The sequence below is a fragment of the Microcystis viridis FACHB-1342 genome, assembly GCF_014698335.1.
GTDB classification, from domain to species: Bacteria; Cyanobacteriota; Cyanobacteriia; order Cyanobacteriales; family Microcystaceae; genus Microcystis; species Microcystis ichthyoblabe_A.
Genome location: NZ_JACJSV010000078.1, coordinates 1 through 20,957 on the forward strand (window position 1 = coordinate 1; position 20,957 = coordinate 20,957).

28 protein-coding genes and 1 pseudogene are annotated in these 20,957 nt (G+C 41.3%); 16 read left to right on the forward strand and 13 right to left on the reverse strand.

The window, feature by feature from the left end; all coding sequences use genetic code 11:
- Window positions 1–61: 61 nt before the first annotated feature.
- Window positions 62–565, reverse strand: coding sequence for an ABC transporter permease (locus tag H6G40_RS19530; protein ID WP_069474534.1), 504 nt, complete (start codon window positions 563–565; stop codon window positions 62–64).
- Window positions 566–596: 31 nt separating this feature from the next.
- On the opposite strand from H6G40_RS19530, the gene H6G40_RS19535 reads away from it, so the two are divergent.
- On the forward strand, window positions 597–1,784 hold the full coding sequence (locus H6G40_RS19535; RefSeq protein WP_069474533.1) for an RNA-guided endonuclease InsQ/TnpB family protein: 1,188 nt from the start codon (window positions 597–599) through the stop codon (window positions 1,782–1,784).
- Window positions 1,785–1,806: 22 nt separating this feature from the next.
- Here the strand turns inward: H6G40_RS19535 and H6G40_RS19540 are convergent, their stop codons facing one another.
- Both H6G40_RS19540 and H6G40_RS24035 read right to left on the reverse strand, forming a co-directional pair.
- On the reverse strand, window positions 1,807–2,265 hold the full coding sequence (locus H6G40_RS19540) for an ABC transporter permease (protein ID WP_069474532.1): 459 nt from the start codon (window positions 2,263–2,265) through the stop codon (window positions 1,807–1,809).
- A 207-nt stretch (window positions 2,266–2,472) separates the two neighbouring features.
- Window positions 2,473–2,571: pseudogene (locus tag H6G40_RS24035) on the reverse strand (aluminum resistance protein); the annotation flags it as partial.
- A 119-nt stretch (window positions 2,572–2,690) separates the two neighbouring features.
- Between H6G40_RS24035 and H6G40_RS19545 the strand changes: the two are divergent.
- The gene (locus H6G40_RS19545; protein ID WP_002733282.1) at window positions 2,691–3,524 is read left to right on the forward strand and encodes an acyl-CoA desaturase; all 834 of its coding nucleotides are present in this window, start codon (window positions 2,691–2,693) and stop codon (window positions 3,522–3,524) included.
- A 40-nt stretch (window positions 3,525–3,564) separates the two neighbouring features.
- Here H6G40_RS19545 and H6G40_RS19550 read toward each other — a convergent pair whose 3' ends face one another.
- Window positions 3,565–3,864, reverse strand: a complete 300-nt coding sequence (locus H6G40_RS19550; RefSeq protein ID WP_036396374.1) for a hypothetical protein — start codon at window positions 3,862–3,864, stop codon at window positions 3,565–3,567.
- Between the two features lie 146 nt (window positions 3,865–4,010).
- Between H6G40_RS19550 and dxr the strand changes: the two genes are divergently transcribed.
- The 3 genes from dxr to H6G40_RS19565 all read left to right on the forward strand — a co-directional run bounded on the left by dxr (window position 4,011) and on the right by H6G40_RS19565 (window position 7,647).
- The gene (dxr, locus tag H6G40_RS19555) at window positions 4,011–5,183 is read left to right on the forward strand and encodes a 1-deoxy-D-xylulose-5-phosphate reductoisomerase (protein WP_069474531.1); all 1,173 of its coding nucleotides are present in this window, start codon (window positions 4,011–4,013) and stop codon (window positions 5,181–5,183) included.
- Window positions 5,184–5,664: 481 nt separating this feature from the next.
- Window positions 5,665–6,960, forward strand: coding sequence for a glutamate-5-semialdehyde dehydrogenase (proA, locus tag H6G40_RS19560; RefSeq protein ID WP_069474530.1), 1,296 nt, complete (start codon window positions 5,665–5,667; stop codon window positions 6,958–6,960).
- A 15-nt stretch (window positions 6,961–6,975) separates the two neighbouring features.
- Window positions 6,976–7,647, forward strand: a complete 672-nt coding sequence (locus tag H6G40_RS19565; protein ID WP_002769627.1) for a riboflavin synthase — start codon at window positions 6,976–6,978, stop codon at window positions 7,645–7,647.
- Window positions 7,648–7,709: 62 nt separating this feature from the next.
- Here the strand turns inward: H6G40_RS19565 and H6G40_RS19570 are convergent, their stop codons facing one another.
- Window positions 7,710–8,180, reverse strand: coding sequence for a PIN domain-containing protein (locus tag H6G40_RS19570; protein WP_002732316.1), 471 nt, complete (start codon window positions 8,178–8,180; stop codon window positions 7,710–7,712).
- Window positions 8,180–9,367: an ImmA/IrrE family metallo-endopeptidase gene (locus H6G40_RS19575; protein ID WP_002733313.1), complete on the reverse strand. Its 1,188-nt coding sequence runs from the start codon at window positions 9,365–9,367 to the stop codon at window positions 8,180–8,182. The genes H6G40_RS19570 and H6G40_RS19575 overlap by 1 nt, the downstream gene beginning before the upstream one ends.
- A 243-nt stretch (window positions 9,368–9,610) precedes the next feature.
- Here H6G40_RS19575 and ahcY point away from each other — a divergent pair, with 243 nt between their 5' ends.
- From ahcY to H6G40_RS19605, 6 genes are all read left to right on the forward strand, one after another.
- A complete protein-coding gene (ahcY, locus tag H6G40_RS19580) occupies window positions 9,611–10,888 on the forward strand; it encodes an adenosylhomocysteinase (RefSeq protein ID WP_002732258.1) in 1,278 nt (425 codons plus the stop codon).
- A gap of 128 nt (window positions 10,889–11,016) precedes the next feature.
- Window positions 11,017–11,622 (forward strand): DedA family protein, encoded by a 606-nt coding sequence (locus H6G40_RS19585; RefSeq protein ID WP_002769621.1) that lies wholly within the window; start codon window positions 11,017–11,019, stop codon window positions 11,620–11,622.
- Between the two features lie 239 nt (window positions 11,623–11,861).
- Complete coding sequence (locus H6G40_RS19590) at window positions 11,862–12,161, forward strand: hypothetical protein (RefSeq protein ID WP_069474529.1); 300 nt, start codon at window positions 11,862–11,864, stop codon at window positions 12,159–12,161.
- Window positions 12,158–12,412, forward strand: coding sequence for a type II toxin-antitoxin system VapC family toxin (locus tag H6G40_RS19595; protein ID WP_081330849.1), 255 nt, complete (start codon window positions 12,158–12,160; stop codon window positions 12,410–12,412). The genes H6G40_RS19590 and H6G40_RS19595 overlap by 4 nt, the downstream gene beginning before the upstream one ends.
- 106 nt (window positions 12,413–12,518) lie before the next feature.
- Window positions 12,519–12,716, forward strand: a complete 198-nt coding sequence (locus tag H6G40_RS19600) for a hypothetical protein (RefSeq protein WP_002789758.1) — start codon at window positions 12,519–12,521, stop codon at window positions 12,714–12,716.
- A complete protein-coding gene (locus H6G40_RS19605; protein WP_069474528.1) occupies window positions 12,713–13,102 on the forward strand; it encodes a type II toxin-antitoxin system VapC family toxin in 390 nt (129 codons plus the stop codon). The genes H6G40_RS19600 and H6G40_RS19605 overlap by 4 nt, the downstream gene beginning before the upstream one ends.
- Window positions 13,103–13,347: 245 nt before the next feature.
- Here H6G40_RS19605 and H6G40_RS23785 read toward each other — a convergent pair whose 3' ends face one another.
- The 6 genes from H6G40_RS23785 to H6G40_RS19635 form a co-directional block, all read right to left on the reverse strand.
- Window positions 13,348–13,566, reverse strand: coding sequence for a hypothetical protein (locus H6G40_RS23785; protein ID WP_123230211.1), 219 nt, complete (start codon window positions 13,564–13,566; stop codon window positions 13,348–13,350).
- Window positions 13,567–13,578: 12 nt separating this feature from the next.
- The gene (locus H6G40_RS19615) at window positions 13,579–13,764 is read right to left on the reverse strand and encodes a type II toxin-antitoxin system HicA family toxin (RefSeq protein WP_002734683.1); all 186 of its coding nucleotides are present in this window, start codon (window positions 13,762–13,764) and stop codon (window positions 13,579–13,581) included.
- A complete protein-coding gene (locus H6G40_RS19620) occupies window positions 13,761–14,045 on the reverse strand; it encodes a type II toxin-antitoxin system HicB family antitoxin (RefSeq protein ID WP_002734253.1) in 285 nt (94 codons plus the stop codon). Before H6G40_RS19620 ends, H6G40_RS19615 begins: the two co-directional genes overlap by 4 nt.
- Window positions 14,046–14,249: 204 nt before the next feature.
- Window positions 14,250–14,390 carry a hypothetical protein gene (locus H6G40_RS19625; protein ID WP_190538167.1) on the reverse strand — a complete coding sequence of 47 codons (141 nt, stop codon included), beginning with the start codon at window positions 14,388–14,390 and terminating at the stop codon, window positions 14,250–14,252.
- A gap of 314 nt (window positions 14,391–14,704) precedes the next feature.
- On the reverse strand, window positions 14,705–15,991 hold the full coding sequence (locus H6G40_RS19630) for a toll/interleukin-1 receptor domain-containing protein (protein ID WP_190538168.1): 1,287 nt from the start codon (window positions 15,989–15,991) through the stop codon (window positions 14,705–14,707).
- A 17-nt stretch (window positions 15,992–16,008) separates the two neighbouring features.
- A complete protein-coding gene (locus H6G40_RS19635; protein WP_190538169.1) occupies window positions 16,009–16,503 on the reverse strand; it encodes a hypothetical protein in 495 nt (164 codons plus the stop codon).
- A 910-nt stretch (window positions 16,504–17,413) separates the two neighbouring features.
- On the opposite strand from H6G40_RS19635, the gene H6G40_RS19640 reads away from it, so the two are divergent.
- Both H6G40_RS19640 and H6G40_RS19645 read left to right on the forward strand, forming a co-directional pair.
- Window positions 17,414–17,638 (forward strand): DUF433 domain-containing protein, encoded by a 225-nt coding sequence (locus H6G40_RS19640; protein WP_002740734.1) that lies wholly within the window; start codon window positions 17,414–17,416, stop codon window positions 17,636–17,638.
- Window positions 17,635–17,973, forward strand: coding sequence for a DUF5615 family PIN-like protein (locus H6G40_RS19645; protein WP_190538170.1), 339 nt, complete (start codon window positions 17,635–17,637; stop codon window positions 17,971–17,973). Before H6G40_RS19640 ends, H6G40_RS19645 begins: the two co-directional genes overlap by 4 nt.
- A 239-nt stretch (window positions 17,974–18,212) precedes the next feature.
- On the opposite strand, the gene H6G40_RS19650 is transcribed toward H6G40_RS19645, so the two are convergent.
- Entirely contained in the window at window positions 18,213–19,118 is a 906-nt protein-coding gene (locus tag H6G40_RS19650) for a metal ABC transporter permease (protein ID WP_069474524.1), read from the reverse strand.
- A gap of 135 nt (window positions 19,119–19,253) precedes the next feature.
- Here H6G40_RS19650 and H6G40_RS19655 point away from each other — a divergent pair, with 135 nt between their 5' ends.
- Genes H6G40_RS19655 through H6G40_RS19665 form a run of 3 tightly spaced genes read left to right on the forward strand, consistent with a single transcriptional unit; the run spans window position 19,254 to window position 20,808 of the window.
- Window positions 19,254–19,772, forward strand: a complete 519-nt coding sequence (locus H6G40_RS19655) for a cofactor assembly of complex C subunit B (RefSeq protein ID WP_002734244.1) — start codon at window positions 19,254–19,256, stop codon at window positions 19,770–19,772.
- Between the two features lie 7 nt (window positions 19,773–19,779).
- The gene (locus H6G40_RS19660; RefSeq protein ID WP_002733851.1) at window positions 19,780–20,196 is read left to right on the forward strand and encodes an acyl-CoA thioesterase; all 417 of its coding nucleotides are present in this window, start codon (window positions 19,780–19,782) and stop codon (window positions 20,194–20,196) included.
- A gap of 3 nt (window positions 20,197–20,199) precedes the next feature.
- Window positions 20,200–20,808, forward strand: a complete 609-nt coding sequence (locus tag H6G40_RS19665; RefSeq protein WP_190538171.1) for a DUF1361 domain-containing protein — start codon at window positions 20,200–20,202, stop codon at window positions 20,806–20,808.
- The last annotated feature ends 149 nt before the right edge of the window (window positions 20,809–20,957 follow it).

Below are 20,957 nucleotides of genomic sequence, written 5' to 3' on the forward strand. Positions count from 1 at the left end.
GAAGGCAATTGATAGCCTGTTAAATTCCCTTGTTTCCACCACCTCCAAGCCGTTCGATAACTTATTCCTGTTTTTTTTGCCTAGTCCGATAGTTTTGTCTGCACATATTACCATGAATGACTATATATGACCATATTTGTATTGAAACTTTACAATACTCGGCATTTTTCATCTGATCTTGCTGGTCAACTTTGACATAAATGCCGTTAACGGCCTTACCACTTAAAGAATTATTGCCCACCAGACGAGAAGACATATTGCTCAGAGGAATAAAGACCTGATCGTCGCGATCAATCGAACCTTCGGCACCTTTTGGCTCAAATACGCCAATAATTTCGTAACTATTTTTTCTTTCAATCCAAAGCTTTTTACCGATCGCATTGGTATCATCGCCAAAGAGTTCTGTTAACAGAGTCGAGCCTAAAATCGCCACTGGTGTCGCCTGTGCCATTTCTTCCTCGGTAAAAAATCGACCTTGGCTGAGTTCTGTATTTCTCGCTTTCATCGAAAATTTGGGTCTGAAACCCCGTCGTTCTACGACGGCTTTACTGTTAAATATGAGCATCGTTTACGAAATATATGCTAAAATGTGAGACATGGAAAAAGCCTATTCTTACCGATTTTACCCCACACCCGAACAAGAGTCGCTATTGCGGCGCACTTTGGGCTGTGTAAGATTAGTTTACAACAAAGCTCTCCATGTCAGAACACAAGCTTGGTATGAAAGACAAGAAAGAGTAGGATATGCTGAAACGTCTTCAATGCTAACCGAGTGGAAAAAACAAGAAGAATTAAACTTTCTCAATGAAGTTAGCTGTGTACCTTTACAACAAGGGTTAAGACACCTACAAACAGCTTTTACTAATTTCTTTGCTGGTCGTACTAAGTATCCTAACTTTAAGAAAAAACATCAGGGAGGAAGTGCCGAATTTACCAAATCTGCTTTTAAATTTAAAGACAAACAAATCTATTTAGCCAAATGCACAGAACCTTTACCTATTCGATGGTCAAGACAAATACCAGAAAGCTGTGACCCAAGTACAGTAACAGTCAGATTACATCCTTCTGGACGTTGGCATATTTCAATTAGATTTGATGACCCAACGATTAAGCCATTACCAGTAACAGATAAAGCCATTGGAATTGACTTAGGAATTAGTAGCCTCGTGATTACCAGCAATGGCGATAAAGTATCTAATCCTAAGCACTTTAAAAAGCATTATCGGAGACTGCGAAAAGCGCAAAAAAATCTTTCTCGAAAACAGAAAGGCTCAAAAAATCGAGAAAAAGCAAGAATAAAAGTAGCCAAGATTCACGCTCAAATTACTGATAACAGAAAAGACCATTTACATAAGCTAACCACTCAATTAGTTCGTGAAAACCAAACGATTGTGGTTGAGAATTTAGCCGTCAAGAATATGGTCAAAAACCCTAAATTATCTCAGGCAATATCTGACGTTAGTTGGGGAGAAATCACTCGACAATTAGCCTATAAATGCCGTTGGTATGGGAGAAATTACATCGAAATAGATAGATGGTTTCCTAGTTCTAAAAGATGTAGTAATTGCGGGTATATTGCTGAGAAAATGCCGTTAAATATTCGAGAGTGGGATTGTCCAATCTGTGGGACTCACCATGACCGAGATATTAACGCAAGTAAAAATATTTTGGCCGCAGGGCTTGCGGTGTCAGTCTGTCGAGCGACCATAAGACCAGAACAGAGTAAATCTGTTAAGGCAGGTGCGGAACCCCGCAAGGGAAAGAAGCAGAAACCTAAATCGTGAGGTTTGGGGATCGCCGTCCGTTTTACGGCGGCGAGGATGTCAAGTAGTTAAGATCGATGCCCACCACATTAGTGGCATGATTGACCTCGCCCGCCACCATCGGTGCCGGACGCTGCAGATAGGCGGAGACCACCTGTACACCGGGAACTTGATTTTGAATAACTTTGGCATCTTCCCAGATTAAGGTACTACTGGAACCGCGGCCGAGACTAATACCGCCAGTTCTGGCTTCTCCTGGTAAAATTTGTAAAACATTAGTACCTAGAGATTGAATTTTTTGTTCGGTGGCTTTTTGTACTCCTTGGCCTACGGAGGTGAGAGCAATCACGGAGGCAATGCCAATAATCACCCCTAACATGGTTAACAAAGTCCGCAGTTTATTGCTCCAGAGGGCTTCGAGCGCTATCGAGACAATTTCGCTGATCGCCACGGGATGAGGATGATTAGTCTGAAGTATTTGTTTAGGTAAATAAACAGTCATTGATTTCGATGTAATCTGGCTAAATATAGAGTTATGAGCGGATAAAACAGATATTTGGGACTTATTTGTCTTTTTTTATGTATAAATCACCTTATTTACTGTTTCTAGAAGAGATTAGGCTGTATTGACTGCGGCTTTCCCGTCCGATAGCATTGCCGATAAAAACCCTCACTTAGGGAAATCAATCGCTTCGCCATACTTTCCCAATAGGATTTTAGCGAGATTTTCCTTGACCTGTGCGTCAATTTCCGAAAAGATGGGGAGTAGGGCCTCTTCTGCCCTGTGGAATAGAGAGGGGATATCCATCAAACAATAGACTGTGATATTTGTTACTATTTATTAAGCGTCAAAGTTCCCCCTGTGTCAAATCGAGACAGATAAGACAATGATGCTCTGTCTCCTGTTGTTTCCCTTTGGGTTATTCAATGACTGTTGCGACTTCCGAAAAACTGCCCATTGACTGGGTGACTCTCATCTACATGGCTTTTATCCACTTAGTGGCTCTTTTAGCCTTCTTGCCTGGCAATTTTAGCTGGGGTGCTGTAGGAGTGACATTGATTCTTTATTGGATTACTGGGGGTTTAGGAATTACCCTCGGTTTCCATCGTTTGGTTTCCCATCGGAGTTTTAAGACTCCCAAATGGTTAGAATACTTTCTGGTTTTGTGCGGGACTCTCGCTTGTCAGGGGGGTGCGATCGCATGGATAGGTTTACATCGTCTTCATCATAAATATTCTGATACTGCTCCCGATCCCCACGATTCTAATAAAGGTTTCTGGTGGAGTCACATGGGTTGGATGTTGCACGAAATTCCTGCCGACGAAGAAATTGCCCGTTTTACCCAAGATATCGCCGACGATCCTTTCTATAAATTCTGTCAAAATTATTTTGTTCCTATCCAAATTGTTCTAGGCTTAATTCTCTATGCTATGGGTGGTTGGCCGTTTGTAATTTGGGGAATTTTTGTTCGCTTGGTCTTAGTTTTCCACTCCACTTGGTTTGTCAACAGCGCCACCCACAAATTCGGTTATGTTAGCCATGAATCCCACGATAATTCTAAAAATTGTTGGTGGGTTGCTCTCTTAACTTTTGGTGAAGGTTGGCACAATAATCACCATGCCTATCAGTATTCTGCCCGTCATGGCCTACAATGGTGGGAAGTTGATCTGACTTGGATGACCATTCGTCTGCTGCAAATTCTGGGATTAGCTACTAATATTAAGTTGCCTCCCACCACAGCAGTCACGACAGAAAGTTAGTTTTATCCAGTTGTTAAATTAAATCTAGCCGAACTTATGTTTAAGTTCGGTTATTTTTTCTGCGACTTAACCCAAATCTGACGGCTTTTCCCACGGCACAACTGAGGAATATAGGTAATGCCAATCCTTCCCCAAAAAAAAGAATTAAGGACAGAATCCCTTTCATGAATGCTGCTGCTGCCGAACATTGACTGGGGAGAGCGCAACCCATCGGGCCAAGAGCGAAGGATAACCAACCAAAAAAGAAAAAACACAGGGGAAATAAGAGGCAAAAAACCAGACCCCCCGCTAGACAGCCTAATCCATTGGCCTTTCTATTCGATTTCTTCTCTGTCACCATCTCTATCGCTAACTTTTTCTAAGCCTTAGCATAAAAAGGTTAAACTATCAACTTTTTTAACAAATATTTAATATTTACGCTGATGTGCCGGAAAGACCCCAGAGAACGTATATTAAAAGCTAATCCCCAAATTATAGTAAGTTTCTATGAAAAAAATCTCAATTTTAGGCTCTACTGGCTCGATCGGCACTCAAACTCTCGATATTGTCACCGATCATCCCGATAAGTTTCAAGTGGTGGGATTAGCCACGGGTAATAATATTCAACTACTATCGGAGCAAATTCGGCAATTTCGCCCGCAAATCGTGGCGATTAATAACGAAAGTCAACTAGAAGACCTGAAAAGCCTAATTTCCGACCTTGACTATACCCCGATTATCCTAGCAGGAAAGGAAGGAGTAATCGAAGTGGCCCGTTATGGCGATTCCGAAAGCGTCGTCACGGGAATTGTTGGTTGTGCGGGATTGCTGCCCACGATTGCCGCTATTACTGCCGGTAAAGATATCGCCCTCGCTAATAAAGAAACCCTGATTGCTGGCGGTCCGGTGGTGCTGCCTTTAGTGGAAAAACACCGAGTTAAATTATTACCTGCTGATTCGGAACATTCAGCTATTTTTCAATGTTTACAGGGAGTTCCCACTGGGGGATTAAAAAAGATTATTCTCACCGCTTCTGGGGGTGCTTTTCGGGATTTACCCGTGGAAAAATTGCCGCAAGTAACCGTAGCTGATGCCCTGAAACATCCTAACTGGTCGATGGGCAGAAAAATTACCATCGATTCGGCTACTTTAATGAATAAAGGTCTAGAAGTTATCGAAGCTCATTATCTGTTTGGTGTAGATTATAATGCGATCGATATTGTTATTCATCCCCAAAGTATTATTCACTCTTTAATTGAGTTACAGGATACCTCGGTTTTAGCTCAATTAGGCTGGCCAGATATGCGTTTACCCCTGTTATATGCCTTGTCTTGGCCTGAAAGAATTTATACCGATTGGGAACCTTTAAATTTAGTTAAAGCTGGTAGTTTAACTTTCAAAGAACCCGATCATCAAAAATATCCCTGTATGGGATTAGCCTACGCAGCCGGCCGCGCAGGTGGGGCAATGCCGGCAGTATTAAACGCGGCCAATGAACAAGCGGTAGCATTATTTTTAGAAGAAAAGATTAGTTTCTTAGATATTCCCCGGGTGATCGAAAAAGCTTGCGATCGCTTTGCAATTCATAACAGTTCTACCCCTAGCCTAGATGACATTTTAGCCGCCGATGATTGGGCGCGTCAAGAAGTATCTAACTGTCTGATTGCCAATCCGGTCTAGATAGTCTAGATTCTGTAGGGATGTTAACTCTAATGTCTCTACAGATATAGGATAGAAAAATCACTAATTTCGGCTATTTTTTCTATTTAACTAGATTTATGATGATCATGACAAGAGTTGATAACCTTCAATAAACGTCGAAAATAAAGATTAAATTGCCTAAAATCAGGGTTTTCTTATTCTTTGTGTGATAAGTTTAACTTATATAGGATCGATCTTTGTGTCCTTTGTGTCTTTGTGGTTCGTTCTAGTCGCTCGCTGGCAGGACTGTATCTTAGAGTACATTTTACCCACCAAACTCAAGAGAGCCAAATCTGTAAATAGACCATTTAATTGACTATTATTCATCCTTAATTCTCCTGGCTACTGAATCCTAACCCTAACAACAATTTTTGATTTTTACAAGAGGTCTAATGACCCTGAAACTTGATCAAAAATAAGATAAAATAAACAAGATAGCGGTTATTACGTTTAATTTTCTATGGTTACAACTTCTCTATCCCTCCCCGAAATCGCCAGAGAAACCCGTCAAGCGAGTCGTCAACTGGCTATTCTGACTAACGAAGAAAGGAATGAAGCTTTAGAGGCTATTGCTGAGGCTTTAACTGCTAATGCTGATAAGATACTAGACGCTAATATGGTCGATGTTCAAACTGCCAAAGCGATGGAATTATCCCCCGCTTTATGTGCGCGATTAGAGTTAAGTTCCAGCAAATTAAAAGCCGCTATTGCAGGGGTGCGAGATGTGGCTAAATTAGCGGATCCTTTGGCTACGATGCAAATTAACCGGGAATTAGATCAAGGTTTAATTCTGCGGAGAATAACCTGTCCTTTAGGGGTTTTAGGGGTTATTTTTGAAGCTCGTCCCGATGCTTTAATTCAAATTACCAGTTTAGCGATAAAATCCGGCAATGGCGTTATTTTAAAAGGGGGGAAAGAGGCGCTCCGTTCTTGTCAAGCTTTAGTAACAATTATTCATCAGGCATTGAGTCAAACTAAAGTTAATTCGGCGGCGGTGCAATTGTTAACAACAAGAGAAGAAATTCAGGAACTCTTAAAACTTGATCAATACATCGATTTAATTATTCCTAGAGGTTCTAACGAATTTGTGCGTTATATCCAAAATAATACCCGCATTCCTGTCCTCGGCCATGCCGATGGTATCTGTCATCTCTACATCGACAAAGAAGCCGATTTAAGCAAAGCAATTAGGATTACCGTTGATGGCAAAACCCAATATCCTGCCGCTTGTAATACCATTGAAACTTTATTAGTTCATCAAGACATCGCTAGACAATTTTTACCCGCATTGGCCCAGGCATTAGAGGAAAAAAAGGTTAAATTATTGGGAGATGAAACAACTCGTCAGATTATTAACGTACCATCGGCCACAGAAGAAGACTGGCAAACCGAATATAGTGATTTAATCCTGTCAATTAAAATTGTTGATAGTCTAGAATCGGCAATCGAACATATTAATTATTACGGTTCTCGACACACGGAAGCCATTGTCAGCGAAAATTTTAACACGGCCAAAACCTTTAGCGATCGAGTCGATGCCGCCGGAGTTTTTCATAATTGTTCCACGCGATTTGCCGATGGTTTCCGTTACGGTTTCGGGGCCGAAGTGGGTATCAGTACCCAAAAAATGCCTCCCCGTGGTCCGGTGGGATTAGAGGGATTAGTGACCTACAAATATCAATTAGTGGGAGATGGTCATATTGTCGCCGATTATTCTGGGGAAAATGCCCAATCTTTCACTCATAAGGATTTATAGTCGAGAAAAAAGCCGATGTTTACAGGATTAATTCAAGCCTTGGGAAAAATTCGGGTCGTGGATACTGATAGACTATATTTGTCTGTATCCTCTGATACAATTCTCCAAGATTTAATGATTGGTGATAGTGTGGCTGTGGATGGGGTTTGTTTGACAGTCGAGGAAATTCTCCCAGAGGGTTTTCTGGCCACCGCTTCCCCGGAAACCCTACAGCGCACTACTTTGGGACGAAGGATTAAAACAGAAACCAACGTTAATCTAGAAACCTCTTTGCGGGTGGGTAGTAAAATCGGCGGTCATTTTGTCACCGGTCATGTGGACGGAATTGGCTGTTTAGTCGAATCGATAATCGTGGCTAATTCGTGGGAAATGACCTTTGCTGCCCCTAGTTCCCTAGAAGAGCAGTGGAATAACTACATAGCTCGTTATATCGTCGGTAAGGGCAGTATAGCTGTTAATGGCATTAGTTTAACCGTGGCCGATTGTGATGCCTCCGGCAGCTGGTTTAAAGTGGCAGTCATCCCCCACACCTACGCCGAAACCAATCTTTCCCATTTAAAATTAGGCGATTGGGTGAATCTAGAAGGGGATATTTTAGGCAAATATGTGGAAAAATTGCTAGGAATGCGCTCTTATCACCCTCCTAGCGAGATTAGCCTAGAATTTCTGGCTGAACATGGTTATTAGTTTTCCAGAAAAAGCCTTTTCAACATATAAATTTATTGGCAATTTATCCATTAATTTTAGTTTTAAAATTGCCAACCTTCCCGCTCCATTAAACCCTGAACATTGGTACAATCGATAGAAAAGTGTTGACAGACTGTGGGGATTTTGGGAGCATTAGGCTTCAAGGCTTCTTCGGTAATTACGCAACCGTCTTTTATCTTGGCACAGGCAATAATAAATGGGTCTGCCACTGGTTTTCCTTGTAATCTTGCTTTTTGACTCACTAAATCCTTAAAGTTACTTATAGAAAAAGTTTCAGCAATAAATAAAGTTTCCTGAGCAGTGGTTGGTAAAAATATTTGTTTATTGAAGTCTATCCAATCTAAAACAAATTGTTTATTATTGCCATATTCTACTTCTTTAAGCACTTCGCGTACTGATTTTAGTTTACCTTCTGACACAAGCAAATCGATTTTTTGCCAAACGGTAGGAAAACTTTTGGGAAAATAGTTTCCTAAAACCTTAAAACTACTTGTGTCAAAAATGTAAACCATCAAAACAGTCCTTTGTCTAATAAATATTGTTCAAGTTTTTCCACCGTAGCAACTTTTTTAATGTTTAGATAATCAGCAACACGCTCGATATCGTATTGGCCTTGATAGTATTTATTGAACACAAGTTTTAGGTAATTTTCTCCCAAATATGTCGCCTGATTAGCATAGGGATTACCTCCAGATTTTTTATTTTTGTCCTGACTTTTTCCCACCTGCTCACTGTACCACTCGCTTACTTTAAGACTATATTCTTTCTGAGAAATAAAGTTATTATCTAATAGTTTTCGTAGAACTACTTCTCGACTAACCTTATAATCACTGGAAATTTTCGAGATAATTTTATCGTTATCGTTAACGTTAACTACTGTTTCTCTGATTATCTCAGAAAAGACATGATTAGGAAGCAAAAACTCCGCAGCAAATTTATTACAAAATATCTCGATATATTTATTTTCTCCTTGCAAACTATTAATATATCTATCGTCAGACTTAGTAATTCCATTAGTCTGCAAAAGAATATGTGCTAATTCATGAAAAATGGTAAATATTTGTCTAGATTTTTCCGTGCTATTATTAATATAGATGATCGGAAATTCAATATCTATCAAGCAAAATCCCGAAATTTCTCGCTGCTTAAAAGAACGCTTAAAAATAAAAATACCGGCTTCTTCCACGGCACTCCGCCATTTTTTTAAGGCAGTTTCCTGATCATTCCAGGTCAGTTGTTCTTCTAGAGTAACGTTTAAATAATTTCTGATCTGTTCGGCTAATATCCTTAAATCATCACTAGAGCTAACCGCAATATCCTGAAAGATTTTCTTGGTACTAGGATTAATACCATTATTAATTTCCTGTAGCGACAATTGCATCGCTTTTGCTTGTCGTAAAGCATAGATAGTATCGGCGGCCAGGTTTTCGATTTCAAAGTCTGGCAAAGTTCTAAATTCTTGTTTTTCCTCCGCTTCTAGGGGAGGTTCTGGGAAAAAGAATAAAGCGAGAGGACGTTTATATATTTCTGCTAACTTTTCCAATTGACTATAGGTAGGAAAGTCCTCTCCTGACTCCCATTTCTCGATAACAGAAACATCTTTTTTAAACTTGACCGCCACAGACTCAAGAGAATATCTCGCCCTTTCTCTTGCCCATTGGATTATCTTGGGATTAACGCCTGTCAGTTTCTCGCCCATCACTTTATCTTATCATCACCAGATAGAGATTTCTAGCTTGATTTAGATCATAAAGTAGTTTTATTGTACTATATAATTACCTAAAATAGAGACAATGTACCGATTTCTGGATAGGTCAGCGAGGTATTGATAACTTTTTCCTATATAAAAAACCGGTGAAAAGCTTGACATTGGCGAAAATCCCCAGACAATGTTAAGTTAAATTAACCAATAGCCTAGGCTTGTATTTAAGGAAAACCCCTTATGGTAGCAACACCAGTTCAACAGAAATACGACATCAAAGATATTAGTTTAGCCCCCATCGGCAAACAGCGCATCGAATGGGCCGGTCGGGAAATGCCCGTTTTGCGTCAATTAGCCGAACGTTACGCCATCGAAAAACCCTTTGCTGGACTGCGTTTAGTCGCTTGCTGTCACGTTACCACCGAAACCGCTAATTTGGCCATCGCGCTAAAAGCCGGTGGCGCTGATGCGTTACTAATTGCTAGTAATCCCCTTTCCACCCAAGATGATGTGGCCGCTTGTTTAGTGGCTGATTACGGCATCCCCGTTTATGCAATCAAAGGGGAAGATAACGACACCTATCACCGTCACGTTCAAATCGCCCTCGATCACAAACCCCAGATTATCATCGATGATGGTTGTGATGTAGTGGCCACCCTGGTTAAAGAAAGAAGTCACCAATTACCCGACATTATCGGTACTACCGAAGAAACTACCACCGGTATCGTCCGTTTGCAAGCCATGCTCAAAGCCGGGGTATTATCCTTCCCCGCAATGAACGTTAACGACGCAGAAACCAAGCATTTTTTTGATAATCGCTACGGTACAGGTCAATCTACCCTTGATGGTATCATTCGCGCCACCAATATCCTTCTTGCTGGTAAAACCGTGGTTGTGGCTGGTTATGGTTGGTGTGGTAAAGGTGTCGCTATGCGGGCCAAAGGTTTAGGCTCTAATGTAATTGTCACCGAAATTAACGCCGTGCGCGCCATTGAAGCGGCGATGGACGGTTTCCGGGTTATGCCCATGGATGAAGCCGCTAAAGAAGGCGATATCTTCATCACTGTTACTGGTAACAAGCACGTTATCCGGGCTGAACATTTTGACCTGATGAAAGATGGGGCGATTGTTTCCAACTCCGGTCACTTTGATATTGAAATCGACCTGCAAGCTTTAGGCGCAAAAGCCGATAATGTTAAAGAAGTTCGCAACTTTACCCAACAATATAGGCTAAAAAGCGGTAAATCCGTCGTTGTTATCGGTGAAGGTCGCCTAGTTAACCTGGCAGCCGCCGAAGGTCATCCTAGCGCCGTTATGGATATGAGTTTCGCTAACCAGGCGATCGGTGTAGAATACTTGGTTAAAAATCAAGGTAAATTGGCCCCCGGCATCTACTCAATTCCCTACGAATTAGACCAAGAAATCGCCCGCTTGAAACTGCAAGCCATGGGGATTGAAATCGATACCCTCACCGAAGCCCAATTAGAATATATCAACTCCTGGACTTCCGGAACCTAATATCAGTTATCAGTTATCAGTTATCAGGAGTCAGGAGTCGGTCGTCAGGAGATTGCTTTTATTTATTCTTGCCACTCCCCCACTCCCTTTTTTTTACTTTAAAACTGTTTTCTAAATCCTAAAAAAATATGACTGAATGGATTACAAATACAATGACTTCTATGGGCTATTTAGGCATAGCCCTATTAATGTTTTTAGAGAATCTTTTTCCTCCCATTCCCTCGGAATTAATTATGCCTCTAGCGGGTTTTACCGTCCATGAGGGACAAATGCAATTTATTCCGGCAGTGGTAGCGGGGATTGTCGGAACCGTAGTCGGAGCGCTACCTTGGTATTATCTCGGTCGGGTTGTGGATGAGGAAAAAATCGAAAAACTAGCCGATAAATACGGCAAATGGATTACCGTTTCTGCTAAAGATATTCAAAAAGCCAATCAATGGTTTAACCGTCACGGTAGTAAAGCGGTTTTACTCTGTCGTTTGGTCCCTGGAGTACGAACTTTGATTTCCCTACCCGCCGGGATGAATCACATGGCGATGATTCCCTTTTTAGTTTACTCCACCATCGGCACGACCCTCTGGGTCGTTTTTTTAACGGCAGCAGGTTACTTTTTAGGGAAAAATTACCCCCTTGTGGAAGAATATCTGGCTCCTGTGTCAAAAATAGCTCTACTTGTCCTGGTTATCTGGTTTATCCTCTGGATTATCCGCAAACGTAACCGCCGGTATGAGTAAATGTTGATGAGAGGTGGTGTTTTACGACGGATTGTCACCTTCGAGTCAAAGCAGCAATTTTTGTATTCTAACGCGCCCTACTGGACTGTTTCAGCTAAAATAGGGCAATAGATTTCGGCTTAAAGTCTTAGATTATAGAATTTCTAGCATTTTTCTAATACACCAAATTAGCTGAAACAGTCCACTACGTTTTACTGCTTATAAAGGGGCAAAAGGATAAGAATATACGAGGTTTTAATATGCCAACAATTAAACTACGTTCTCAGATTGGTAGAGATGGAATCTTACATTTAGATATACCGTCCGATTTTAAAGAAACTGAAGTAAATGTTACAGTAACCTTTGAAGCGGTTCAAGAAGTCAGTGAAGATTTAGCAAGTAGAAAAGAGGAAAGAAAACCTCGCTATAATGCTTGGGGCAACCCAGTAGTAGAGCAATCTATTACCCAAGCTATTTCAGGAATGCGCCGTCTTCAAAAAACTGTAGCTTTACCTAAAAGTGAAATTCTTGCCATGCGAGAAGAAGGGAGACGGTTTTGATTGAGTTTGTTTTAGATTGTTCGGTAGCAATTAGCTGGTGTTGGGTCGATGAAGATAACGATTATGCTAACGCAGTATTAGACATAATGCCAAACGCCGAAGCATTTGTTCCCGAAATTTGGTCTTTAGAGATTGTCAATAATCTCCTAGTCGCAGAAAGAAGAAATCGGATGACGGTCGAGCAAACTCAAGCATCGATTAATTGGTTACAGTCTTTACTTATTACTATTTTTGGATTACCGCCGCGATGATTGGATTTTTCTGGGAGGTCAGGGATTCATGAGGAAAGGATGATATATAATGATAGTCTATGACAGAGAGAGACATTAAATACTGTTTGGTATTAGGAGAAAAGCTTTGCCACTGATTAAAATACCAAGGAATTATCTGATTGCTGAAGATGAAAATTTCATTACAGCAGACGTGCCAGATTCACTGCTTCAGCTTTGGCAAAAAGATTATCAAAAGGTGGTTAAAGCCAAAGGTATTCTTAAGGATAAAAAAGCGGCAATGCTATCTCATGTAGAGTCTCTTCGTCGGGAGTGGGATGGATGAAATACGTCTATGATACCAATATTTTTATTTATTATTTAGCCGATGATGATATAGTTACTTCTTTTTTCTCCCCAGCTTTTTTGAGTTTGCATCAGATTTTTATCTCACCAATTGTCAGAATTGAGTTACTCAGTTTTCCTACTTTGTCTAAGGAAGAAGAGCAGATAATTGAAGATTTACTCTCACAGTTTGAATTAATTCCCATATTGAGAGAAATTGAAGATCTGACTATTCAACTGAAACGACAGTATAAAATCAAGATTCCCGATGCCATTATTGCCGCAACAACATTGAGCCAAAATGGATGTTTGGTCACTAGAAATGTTGATGATTTTAAGGAGATTTCCGGTTTAAATATTAAAAACCCGTTTATTGATGAGGTGTAAATAATAGTAGAAGAGCGAGAATTAAAAGTTGACTTATCTGCAAAGTAGCTTACTACTGGAAACCGATAGCTTGATGACAGCAACCAATGCCAGGTATTGAAGTAGGAAAAAGCCTATGTTTTTGTTCTAGAAATCTCCAAAACTAAGCTTGACAAATTGCCTGAAGTTGTTATATCTTACAGGTTACGAGTCTCTGCGCGAGAGAAGAAAAAACGAGAATCGACCAAAGACCCCCTGTTCCCTTCTCAGATCCACACGCTACGGGTAGGAACATCTCGGCGGGAAAGTGCGTTAGCTAATTCGTACCAACTCCATTTTCCTTTTCCTTTTTCAACTAAAATGGCTTGATTGTAGTCAGCGATCGCACCTTGGTTGTCTCCTAAGTCAGACTTGGCAATCCCACGATTGATGTAGGCAGCAGCATAGTCGGGTTTGATATTAGTGGCTTGATTGTAGTCAGCGATCGCACCTTGTTATCAAGGTTCTGGTATCTCCAACTGACGAAAAATTCTCACAGCAGTAAACTCTACAATTTCTCTATGTCGAGGGATGGCTGTGCGCCGACCATTGAGTGGATTTTCCCAGATGGAATGTTCACTTCCTTCTCGTACCAATTGACAACCCTGTTGACTGAGATAACGCAACAAATCTCGACGCTTCATGAGGCTATCAAAGTCGGTACAATTTGGACATGGGTTGATGCAGAAAATATTAGATAAATTGGTTCTTCTAAATCCGCTTCTGGGTCTGTTAACAACTCATTAGGCAAGGGTAAGGATTCCCCCCTAGATATATTAACTTCTGCCATGTCCACCAGCGCACTGGCTAAGGAACGGCGTACTGCTGCTAGATCATTTCCCCAGGAAATCACGCCAGGGAAATCCAAGACTTCTCCATGGACTCCCTGTTCCAGAAATTTATACATTGCTTTGTAGGTAAGCATCCAATTTATACTCCTTTCTTTCACCGAATTTTTTGATTAATAGATTAAGAACTGAACAAATTGGGAAAAAGCCTATGTTTTCGTTCTAGAAATCTCCAAAACTAAGCTTGACAAATTGCCTGAAGTTGTTATATCTTACAGGTTACAAGTCTTTGCGCGAGAGAAGAAAAAACGAGAATCGACCAAAGACCCCCTGTTCCCTTCTCAGATCGACACGCTACGGCTAGTAACATCTCGGCGGGAAAGTGCGTTAGCTAATTCGTACCAACTCCATTTTCCTTTTCCTTTTTCAACTAATTGGAGAAGCACCAATTCAAGTTGGGTTAACTGTACGGTATCTTTCATGATTAATCCTCTATACTTGGGTGAAATAAAACGCCAAATCCTTCTTTTAAACCATAATCTTCAAGGGTTGCTGTGTGAGCATTATTCCACAATTTGTAAGCCAGATCGGGATCGGGTGGCTGTCCAGTGGGATAGCCTAGTTTTTTATTTCTTGATAGGATAATTTAAGAATTTTACCTCCCGCTTTAGATGGTTCAAATAGCCTGCCGCTAATAGCTCCTGTCTCTTGCATTATAGATTAATTCATCAGTCCTTTATTTTGATTTTTTAATTTTAGTAACAACCATTTTTTATGAGAACAACCTTCCCCAAAATTACTTTTCAAGATTTTTGATGTTATCGAGAGCTTTGAGATACATTTCCATATTGTCTTGCTGCGCGTAAAGTTGTGCCGCTTGATTGTAGTCAGCGATCGCACCTTGCTTGTCTTCTAAGTCATCCTTGGCTAACCCGCGATTGTAGTAGGCATCAGCATAGTCGGGTTTGATATTAATGGCTTGATTGTAGTCTGCGATCGCACCTTGCTTGTCTCCTAAGTTATACTTGGCAATCCCGCGATTGTTGTAGGCAAGAGCATAGTCGGGTTTGATATTAATGGCTTGATTGTAGTCTGCGATCGCACCTTGGTAGTCTCCTAAGTAAGACTTGGCATTCCCGCGATTGTTGTAGGCAGCAGCATAGTCGGGTTTGATATTAATGGCTTGATTGTAGTCTGCGATCGCACCTTGCTTGTCTCCTAAGTTATACTTGGCAATCCCGCGATTGTTGTAGGCAAGAGCATAGTCGGGTTTGATATTAATGGCTTGATTGTAGTCAGCGATCGCTCCTTGGTAGTCTCCTAAGTCAGACTTGGCATTCCCGCGATTGTTGTAGGCAGCAGCATAGTCGGGTTTGATATTAATGGCTTGATTGTAGTCTGCGATCGCACCTTGCTTGTCTCCTAAGTTATACTTGGCATTCCCGCGATTCAAGTAGGCATCAGCATAGTCGGGTTTGATTTTAATGGCTTGATTGTAGTCTGCGATCGCACCTTGCTTGTCTCCTAAGTTTTTCTTGGCAATCCCGCGATTGTTGTAGGCAAGAGCATAGTCGGGTTTGATATTAATGGCTTGATTGTAGTCTGCGATCGCACCTTGCTTGTCTCCTGATTCACCTTTGTTATAGGCACTGTTAAACCACTCTTCGGCGGTCAGTTGTACGGTTTTATGATTTAATTTGGATCGAACTTTATTATTTAATTCAGATCGAACTCTATCAAAAAAACTAGCAGGCGGCAGTTTTCCCCCCTGTATATCAACTGTCTGAATTATTCCAACTTCTAGCCAACGGCTACCCTCTAACAAAAGGGGGAAAATGGGCTTTTTTAACTCTAAAGCAAGAGCCAGTTCGCAGTTTACCCAATGAGAGTTTTTAGAGCGAGGAGACATCACCAGCATAAAAACCTGACTTTTTCTGAGGTTTTCTTCAATCACTCTTGGCCATTGATCCCCGTAGTCAATTTTGTTATCTAACCACCAGGGCAATTCGTGCTTTGTAAGAGCCTCTAGCAGCTTATTTACATAGGCTTGGTCTTGACGACTGTAGCTAATAAAAATAGACATTCCCAGAAACTCCTAATCTAATTTTCAACCCCAGCAATCTCTGCTAGAGCCAGTGCATACCGACTTAAATCCTGCCTGAGAGCCTCTAACTCCCTTCGCAATTCAGGTTCTTCTGTCCATTGCTGCTCGTATTCCTTGGGACTGACATCAGCAGGGCGCTTCGCTTCCCAAACCTGTAAGCGAGGATGCCACTTGGCTAGAAAACGGCGCAACCCCCGATTCAGGACAGCGATCGCAATACCGCCCACTGAATTGCGAGAAGCCCCCACATCGGGACCAGCTTCCTTGAGAATCTCGCGGGTTGTCCCAAATAAACTATACAGCGAGTTCAAAGCCTCACGCAGCAGCCCTTCTTCACCCTCCAGTGGCTCTACAGCAATGCGCGTCACCAATTCCACATAAAGTGACCATGCAGCCCTTATCTCAGTCGGATCTGCCTCCCATTCGGCTGAACCAATACCAAAAGGAAGACTGACAGACACTTTCTTCAATACAGCCGGATCGCCCTTCATCTGTTTCCCCTCGCCTCAGCCTCTAATGTTGCCATTCTCCTTTCCAATTATATGACGGGATTTAGCTTATTACTCCCAATATTGGGCTGGGTGGAGAGTGGCGATTGTCCTGAAAAAAACGGCTCCGACTAGATGCAGAAATCGTTAGAATAATCAAAGAATGACTTCTCCTGAACGATAGTCATTTCCGAAACACAACAGGCTCTTTTCTTCTCTCTGTCTCTAGTTAAATTTGTCACCACTGGGCAAAAATTAGCCAAAATGAGCCAAATAACCTCTCGAAAAGTTCCTCTGGGAAGTTCGATTTTTCCTCATCAACATCGCCTTTCTGCACTTACCGTACAAAATCAAAAAAAGAAGACAATTATTGCCGACCAATAAAAAAACAATTTTGAGGCAGAATGATAAAGTAGCTCATGTTATCAGAGCGATCGCCGCTTGGGATCAAGGTTCTGGTCGGTAATGCTTCATCCTCAGAAAAGGGAAACTCAACTTTACTAGGCATGAGCAGATGCCCCTTGGTCATCCTGAATCATCTGCATCAGAATGTTTGCAGCTGCCGTTGCGTCCTAGGGCGACCAAATTGGGTACTCTGATGCGGAGAAGATGAATTGTAGTTCAGCGTCTGGGATTTGTGTGGCTAGGAGTTTGAAGAGTGATAATTTGTCTGACTGGCTCAGATTGTTGACCAGAGGAATTAACTCAGCGAGTGACATGGTTTAAACTTCTAGAGGTGCGAGAATAAATTGATCATATCCAAAAAGGTGGTGAGGAATCATCGTTCGGCCCCGGCGGTGAGGATGTCAAAATTTTTCATAATTGACAGGGTGGGCTATGCCTACCCTATTTTGTTGAAACTTTTAGCACTCTAGTTCACAATAAAGGTAAAGATCGTAAGAGCTACCTTGTAATGGCGGAATTGCTTTCGAGAATTACAGTTAATCCTCGGCAGTGCGGTGGTCGTGCCTGTATTCGAGGAATGAGAATCCGGGTGTCAGATGTGTTAGATCTATTTGCGGCAGGTTTAAGCGCGAGAGAAATTCTAGATGAAATGCCTGATCTTGAGGCAGACGATTTGAAAGCAGCGCTTTTATATGCCTCGCGGAAGCTTAATCACCCGGTTTTACTGGCATGACAATTTGGGTTGACGCACATTTGTCTCCTGCAATTGCAACCTGGATTAGCACTACACTTGAGATTGAAGCTTTGGCTTTGCGTGATCTTGGACTGAGAGATGCTGAAGATACTGAAATCTTTCAGGTTGCAAAAGCTCAAAGAGCTATCCTAATGACCAAAGACAGCGATTTTGTAGATTTAGTTGAGCGACTTGGTTCGCCCCCACAAATTATTTGGCTGACTTGTGGCAATACCTCTAATGCCCGGTTGCGTGAAATCTTGAGTGAGACTTTACCCAGGGCTTTAGAACTTTTAGCTGCTGGTGAGACATTGGTAGAAATTAGCGGAGACTAGCTGTACAGGCTAATGAATCCAAGAGCTACCCAATACAAGAGGTCAAATGGCTATTTTCCAATATCAGATTCTTGTGGGGAAGAATTAACCTAATGCTGTGGTCTGGTATGTCGCTTAAGTACAATATGAAACGATAAAATTAACACAATATCAGGGTAAGAGCCTCGAAAAATCTGGCAAATTATGGCAGTTATCTCGGCCGTCGGCTTTTTTTGATCACTACCACCTTCTCCTGCAAACTAACGCCGTCTCAACAAATTTTTTATCTCTACCCAGATAGACAGTTGACCACCTAGACTAGCGGGATGAGTGAAAATTCCTTGACGGGGACTGAATAAAAAGGCCAACATAAATAGGGTAAAAGCGACAAGCACGATCGCCGGTCCAGAGGGTAAATTCCAGTAATAACTTAAATACATCCCACTGATACTAGAAATAATACCCACACCCACACCTAAACCCATGACTTGATGAAGACGGGTAACTAAAAGATAAGCAGTGGCTGCCGGGGTAATCAAAAGGGACAAAACGAGGATTACTCCCACTGCTTGGAGACTAGCAACGATTGTCAGGCCGATCAGGAGCATTAAGCCTAAATCTAATAAATTTACTGGTAAACCCGCCGCTTGCGCCCCGATTTTGTCGAAAGTGTAGAATAATAGTTCTTTATACAGGAGCAAAACGGTTAATAAAACGATAACGGCAATAATTAGGGTATCGCGGATGTCGGCAGCAGTAACACCGAGAATATTGCCGAAGAGAAAGTGATTAAGGTCGATTTTGTTGTTTTTTTGGATGAGAGTGATCAGGGTGATGCCAAGGGCAAAAAAAGCCGAGAAAACAATACCCATGGCCGCATCTTCTTTGATGGGGGAACGATTACGGATTAAGTTAATCAGTAGGGTACTGACCATTGAGGCTAGTAAAGCACCCAAAAGAAGATTAAAATTACCAATAAAAGCGATCGCTAATCCGGGTAAGACCGAGTGACTGATGGCATCGCCCAAGAGGGCCAAACGTTGTACCATCAGGTAGGTTCCCACCACCGCACAGATGATCCCGACGATGATAGCTTCAATTAGGGATCTCTGCATGAAACTATACTGCAAGGGTTCGATTAATCCTGTTAATAGATTGTTGCCCATGAATCTGCCTTGGGGTTAAATTTTTCTGATTCTCGATCGAGGTTTTGCTCCTAGGGTCTATCTTCTAAATCGGGGGAGAAGATAGGTTAGGATAATTAGGATTAATTGTAAGTTTTTTCGCTCCTAACTGCCGCCATGGATACCCCCGTTCTTTCCTCAACTTTTTTTCTGACTCTCCTGCTCATGGTGGGATTATTCTTTTTTATTCGCGGTTCCGTCAAAGAGCGTATCGAACAGCGTGTCTATCTTACCAGTACCAGTGACGACCAACTATTAGAACAACTGCGAGACTATTTTGACCGACGTTCCTATCAAGTCAAGGCGATCGAACCCGAACAGAATATTGTCAGATTACAGGGTTTTGTGCCGCCTAGCCCGTTTCTAGCGATATTTTTGACAATTTTGGCGGCCTTGGGTTTATTTTGCTTCTCACTGGTGTTATCGGTGTTATTTCCTGATACTAATCCCTATATTTTTGCTCTTGTGGGTTTATCTCCCCTCGCGGGTGTTTTCTATTGGCAAAAAGTCGGCCGTTTAGAAGAAGTGGCTTTTAAAGTAGAAAGCAAATCTCAGCAAACGGAATTAACTGTCAAAGCCCATCGGGACGAGTTAAGACAACTACAAGATAGTTTAACCTTTCTGGAAAGACAATAAGCCTTTTATGTCCTACGAGCGCCTAATTTATCTGGCCGATACCGATGCGGCCGGTGTGGTTTACTTTGCCCATCTTCTCTCGATCTGTCATGAAGCCTACGAGTTTTCTTTAGCACAATTTGGCATCAATATCAAGGAGTTTTTCAAAGATTCTCCGGTTGCCCTACCGATTACTCAAGCGGAAATCCAGTTTTTTCGTCCTCTTTTTTGTGGCGATCAAATACAGATTAATTTCACTGTCCGATCCCTAAGCGAAAACGAGTTTGAATTGCATTATAAAATTTATTTGGCTGAAATCATGGTCGGAAAAGCGAAAACTCGCCATGTGTGCATCGATCCCACCGCTAGAAAAAGAATCCCTTTCCCGGAATCTTTAAAAAATTGGTTAGGATATTTATCAACCCTAGAGGAGACTGGTATTTAAGAGATGATTTGGGCAGATTTAACGATGATTTTAAATAGGGATTGGTGGCATAATGCTTGGCAATTATTTAACCTTAGCACCGAGAGAATTGTCTGGAATTCTTTTCTGGCTTTTATCCCCTTTATCCTCAGCTTTTGGCTATTTCGGATCACCCTCGATCGTTCCCTAATCTGGTGGTTAATTCTCTTAGTTTTTGTGCTTTTTTTACCCAATGCTCCCTATATTCTCACCGATAGCATTCATTTAATCTTTTATGTTCAGCAGGATTACGCCAAAAGTTTATTTTTTTTAGTTTTAATTCCCCAGTATAGTATCTTTATTTTCCTTGGCTTTCAGCTATACGTTATCTCCTTACTTAATTTAAAAAGTTATTGTCAGCAAAGTCAGCTAAATTCAGCAGTTTTACCCCTAGAAATAACCCTCCATTTTTTAAGTGCGATCGGTATCTATTTAGGAAGGTTTCTCCGACTGAATAGTTGGCACCTAATCACTCAACCGCAGCAACTATTCTGGAGTTTGCAGAATTTACTGACTAAAAAACCTTTGATATTCATCTCTGTCTGTTTTTTAATTATTTGGCTACTATACGAAATCAATAGACCTCTTGCATAATTTTTTTATGGTATAATATAAGGTTTTGCTTTTTTCTCAATTCTTAGATTGAAGTGGAAAAAAGAATAAAATGTGATCTTAGGTCAGGAAATCATCTATAATTTTGCTATGTTTATTAGCAAAATTATGGATTATCAAAACTTATCAGA

Coding starts and splice junctions, on each gene's coding strand:
- H6G40_RS19535 (WP_069474533.1), top strand. CDS start 597: ATGGAAAAAGCCTATTCTTACCGATTTTACCCCACACCCGAACAAGAG.
- H6G40_RS19615 (WP_002734683.1), bottom strand. CDS start 13,764: ATGAAGCGTCGAGATTTGTTGCGTTATCTCAGTCAACAGGGTTGTCAA.
- H6G40_RS19640 (WP_002740734.1), top strand. CDS start 17,414: ATGGCGGAATTGCTTTCGAGAATTACAGTTAATCCTCGGCAGTGCGGT.
- H6G40_RS19655 (WP_002734244.1), top strand. CDS start 19,254: ATGGATACCCCCGTTCTTTCCTCAACTTTTTTTCTGACTCTCCTGCTC.
- H6G40_RS19620 (WP_002734253.1), bottom strand. CDS start 14,045: ATGCTTACCTACAAAGCAATGTATAAATTTCTGGAACAGGGAGTCCAT.
- H6G40_RS19630 (WP_190538168.1), bottom strand. CDS start 15,991: ATGTCTATTTTTATTAGCTACAGTCGTCAAGACCAAGCCTATGTAAAT.
- H6G40_RS19635 (WP_190538169.1), bottom strand. CDS start 16,503: ATGAAGGGCGATCCGGCTGTATTGAAGAAAGTGTCTGTCAGTCTTCCT.
- H6G40_RS19665 (WP_190538171.1), top strand. CDS start 20,200: ATGATTTGGGCAGATTTAACGATGATTTTAAATAGGGATTGGTGGCAT.
- H6G40_RS19660 (WP_002733851.1), top strand. CDS start 19,780: ATGTCCTACGAGCGCCTAATTTATCTGGCCGATACCGATGCGGCCGGT.
- H6G40_RS19545 (WP_002733282.1), top strand. CDS start 2,691: ATGACTGTTGCGACTTCCGAAAAACTGCCCATTGACTGGGTGACTCTC.
- H6G40_RS19530 (WP_069474534.1), bottom strand. CDS start 565: ATGCTCATATTTAACAGTAAAGCCGTCGTAGAACGACGGGGTTTCAGA.
- H6G40_RS19540 (WP_069474532.1), bottom strand. CDS start 2,265: ATGACTGTTTATTTACCTAAACAAATACTTCAGACTAATCATCCTCAT.
- H6G40_RS19570 (WP_002732316.1), bottom strand. CDS start 8,180: ATGGTTTACATTTTTGACACAAGTAGTTTTAAGGTTTTAGGAAACTAT.
- H6G40_RS19565 (WP_002769627.1), top strand. CDS start 6,976: ATGTTTACAGGATTAATTCAAGCCTTGGGAAAAATTCGGGTCGTGGAT.
- dxr (WP_069474531.1), top strand. CDS start 4,011: ATGAAAAAAATCTCAATTTTAGGCTCTACTGGCTCGATCGGCACTCAA.
- H6G40_RS19550 (WP_036396374.1), bottom strand. CDS start 3,864: ATGGTGACAGAGAAGAAATCGAATAGAAAGGCCAATGGATTAGGCTGT.
- H6G40_RS19575 (WP_002733313.1), bottom strand. CDS start 9,367: ATGGGCGAGAAACTGACAGGCGTTAATCCCAAGATAATCCAATGGGCA.
- H6G40_RS19645 (WP_190538170.1), top strand. CDS start 17,635: ATGACAATTTGGGTTGACGCACATTTGTCTCCTGCAATTGCAACCTGG.
- H6G40_RS19585 (WP_002769621.1), top strand. CDS start 11,017: ATGACTGAATGGATTACAAATACAATGACTTCTATGGGCTATTTAGGC.
- proA (WP_069474530.1), top strand. CDS start 5,665: ATGGTTACAACTTCTCTATCCCTCCCCGAAATCGCCAGAGAAACCCGT.
- H6G40_RS19605 (WP_069474528.1), top strand. CDS start 12,713: ATGAAATACGTCTATGATACCAATATTTTTATTTATTATTTAGCCGAT.
- H6G40_RS19590 (WP_069474529.1), top strand. CDS start 11,862: ATGCCAACAATTAAACTACGTTCTCAGATTGGTAGAGATGGAATCTTA.
- H6G40_RS19625 (WP_190538167.1), bottom strand. CDS start 14,390: ATGAAAGATACCGTACAGTTAACCCAACTTGAATTGGTGCTTCTCCAA.
- ahcY (WP_002732258.1), top strand. CDS start 9,611: ATGGTAGCAACACCAGTTCAACAGAAATACGACATCAAAGATATTAGT.
- H6G40_RS19650 (WP_069474524.1), bottom strand. CDS start 19,118: ATGGGCAACAATCTATTAACAGGATTAATCGAACCCTTGCAGTATAGT.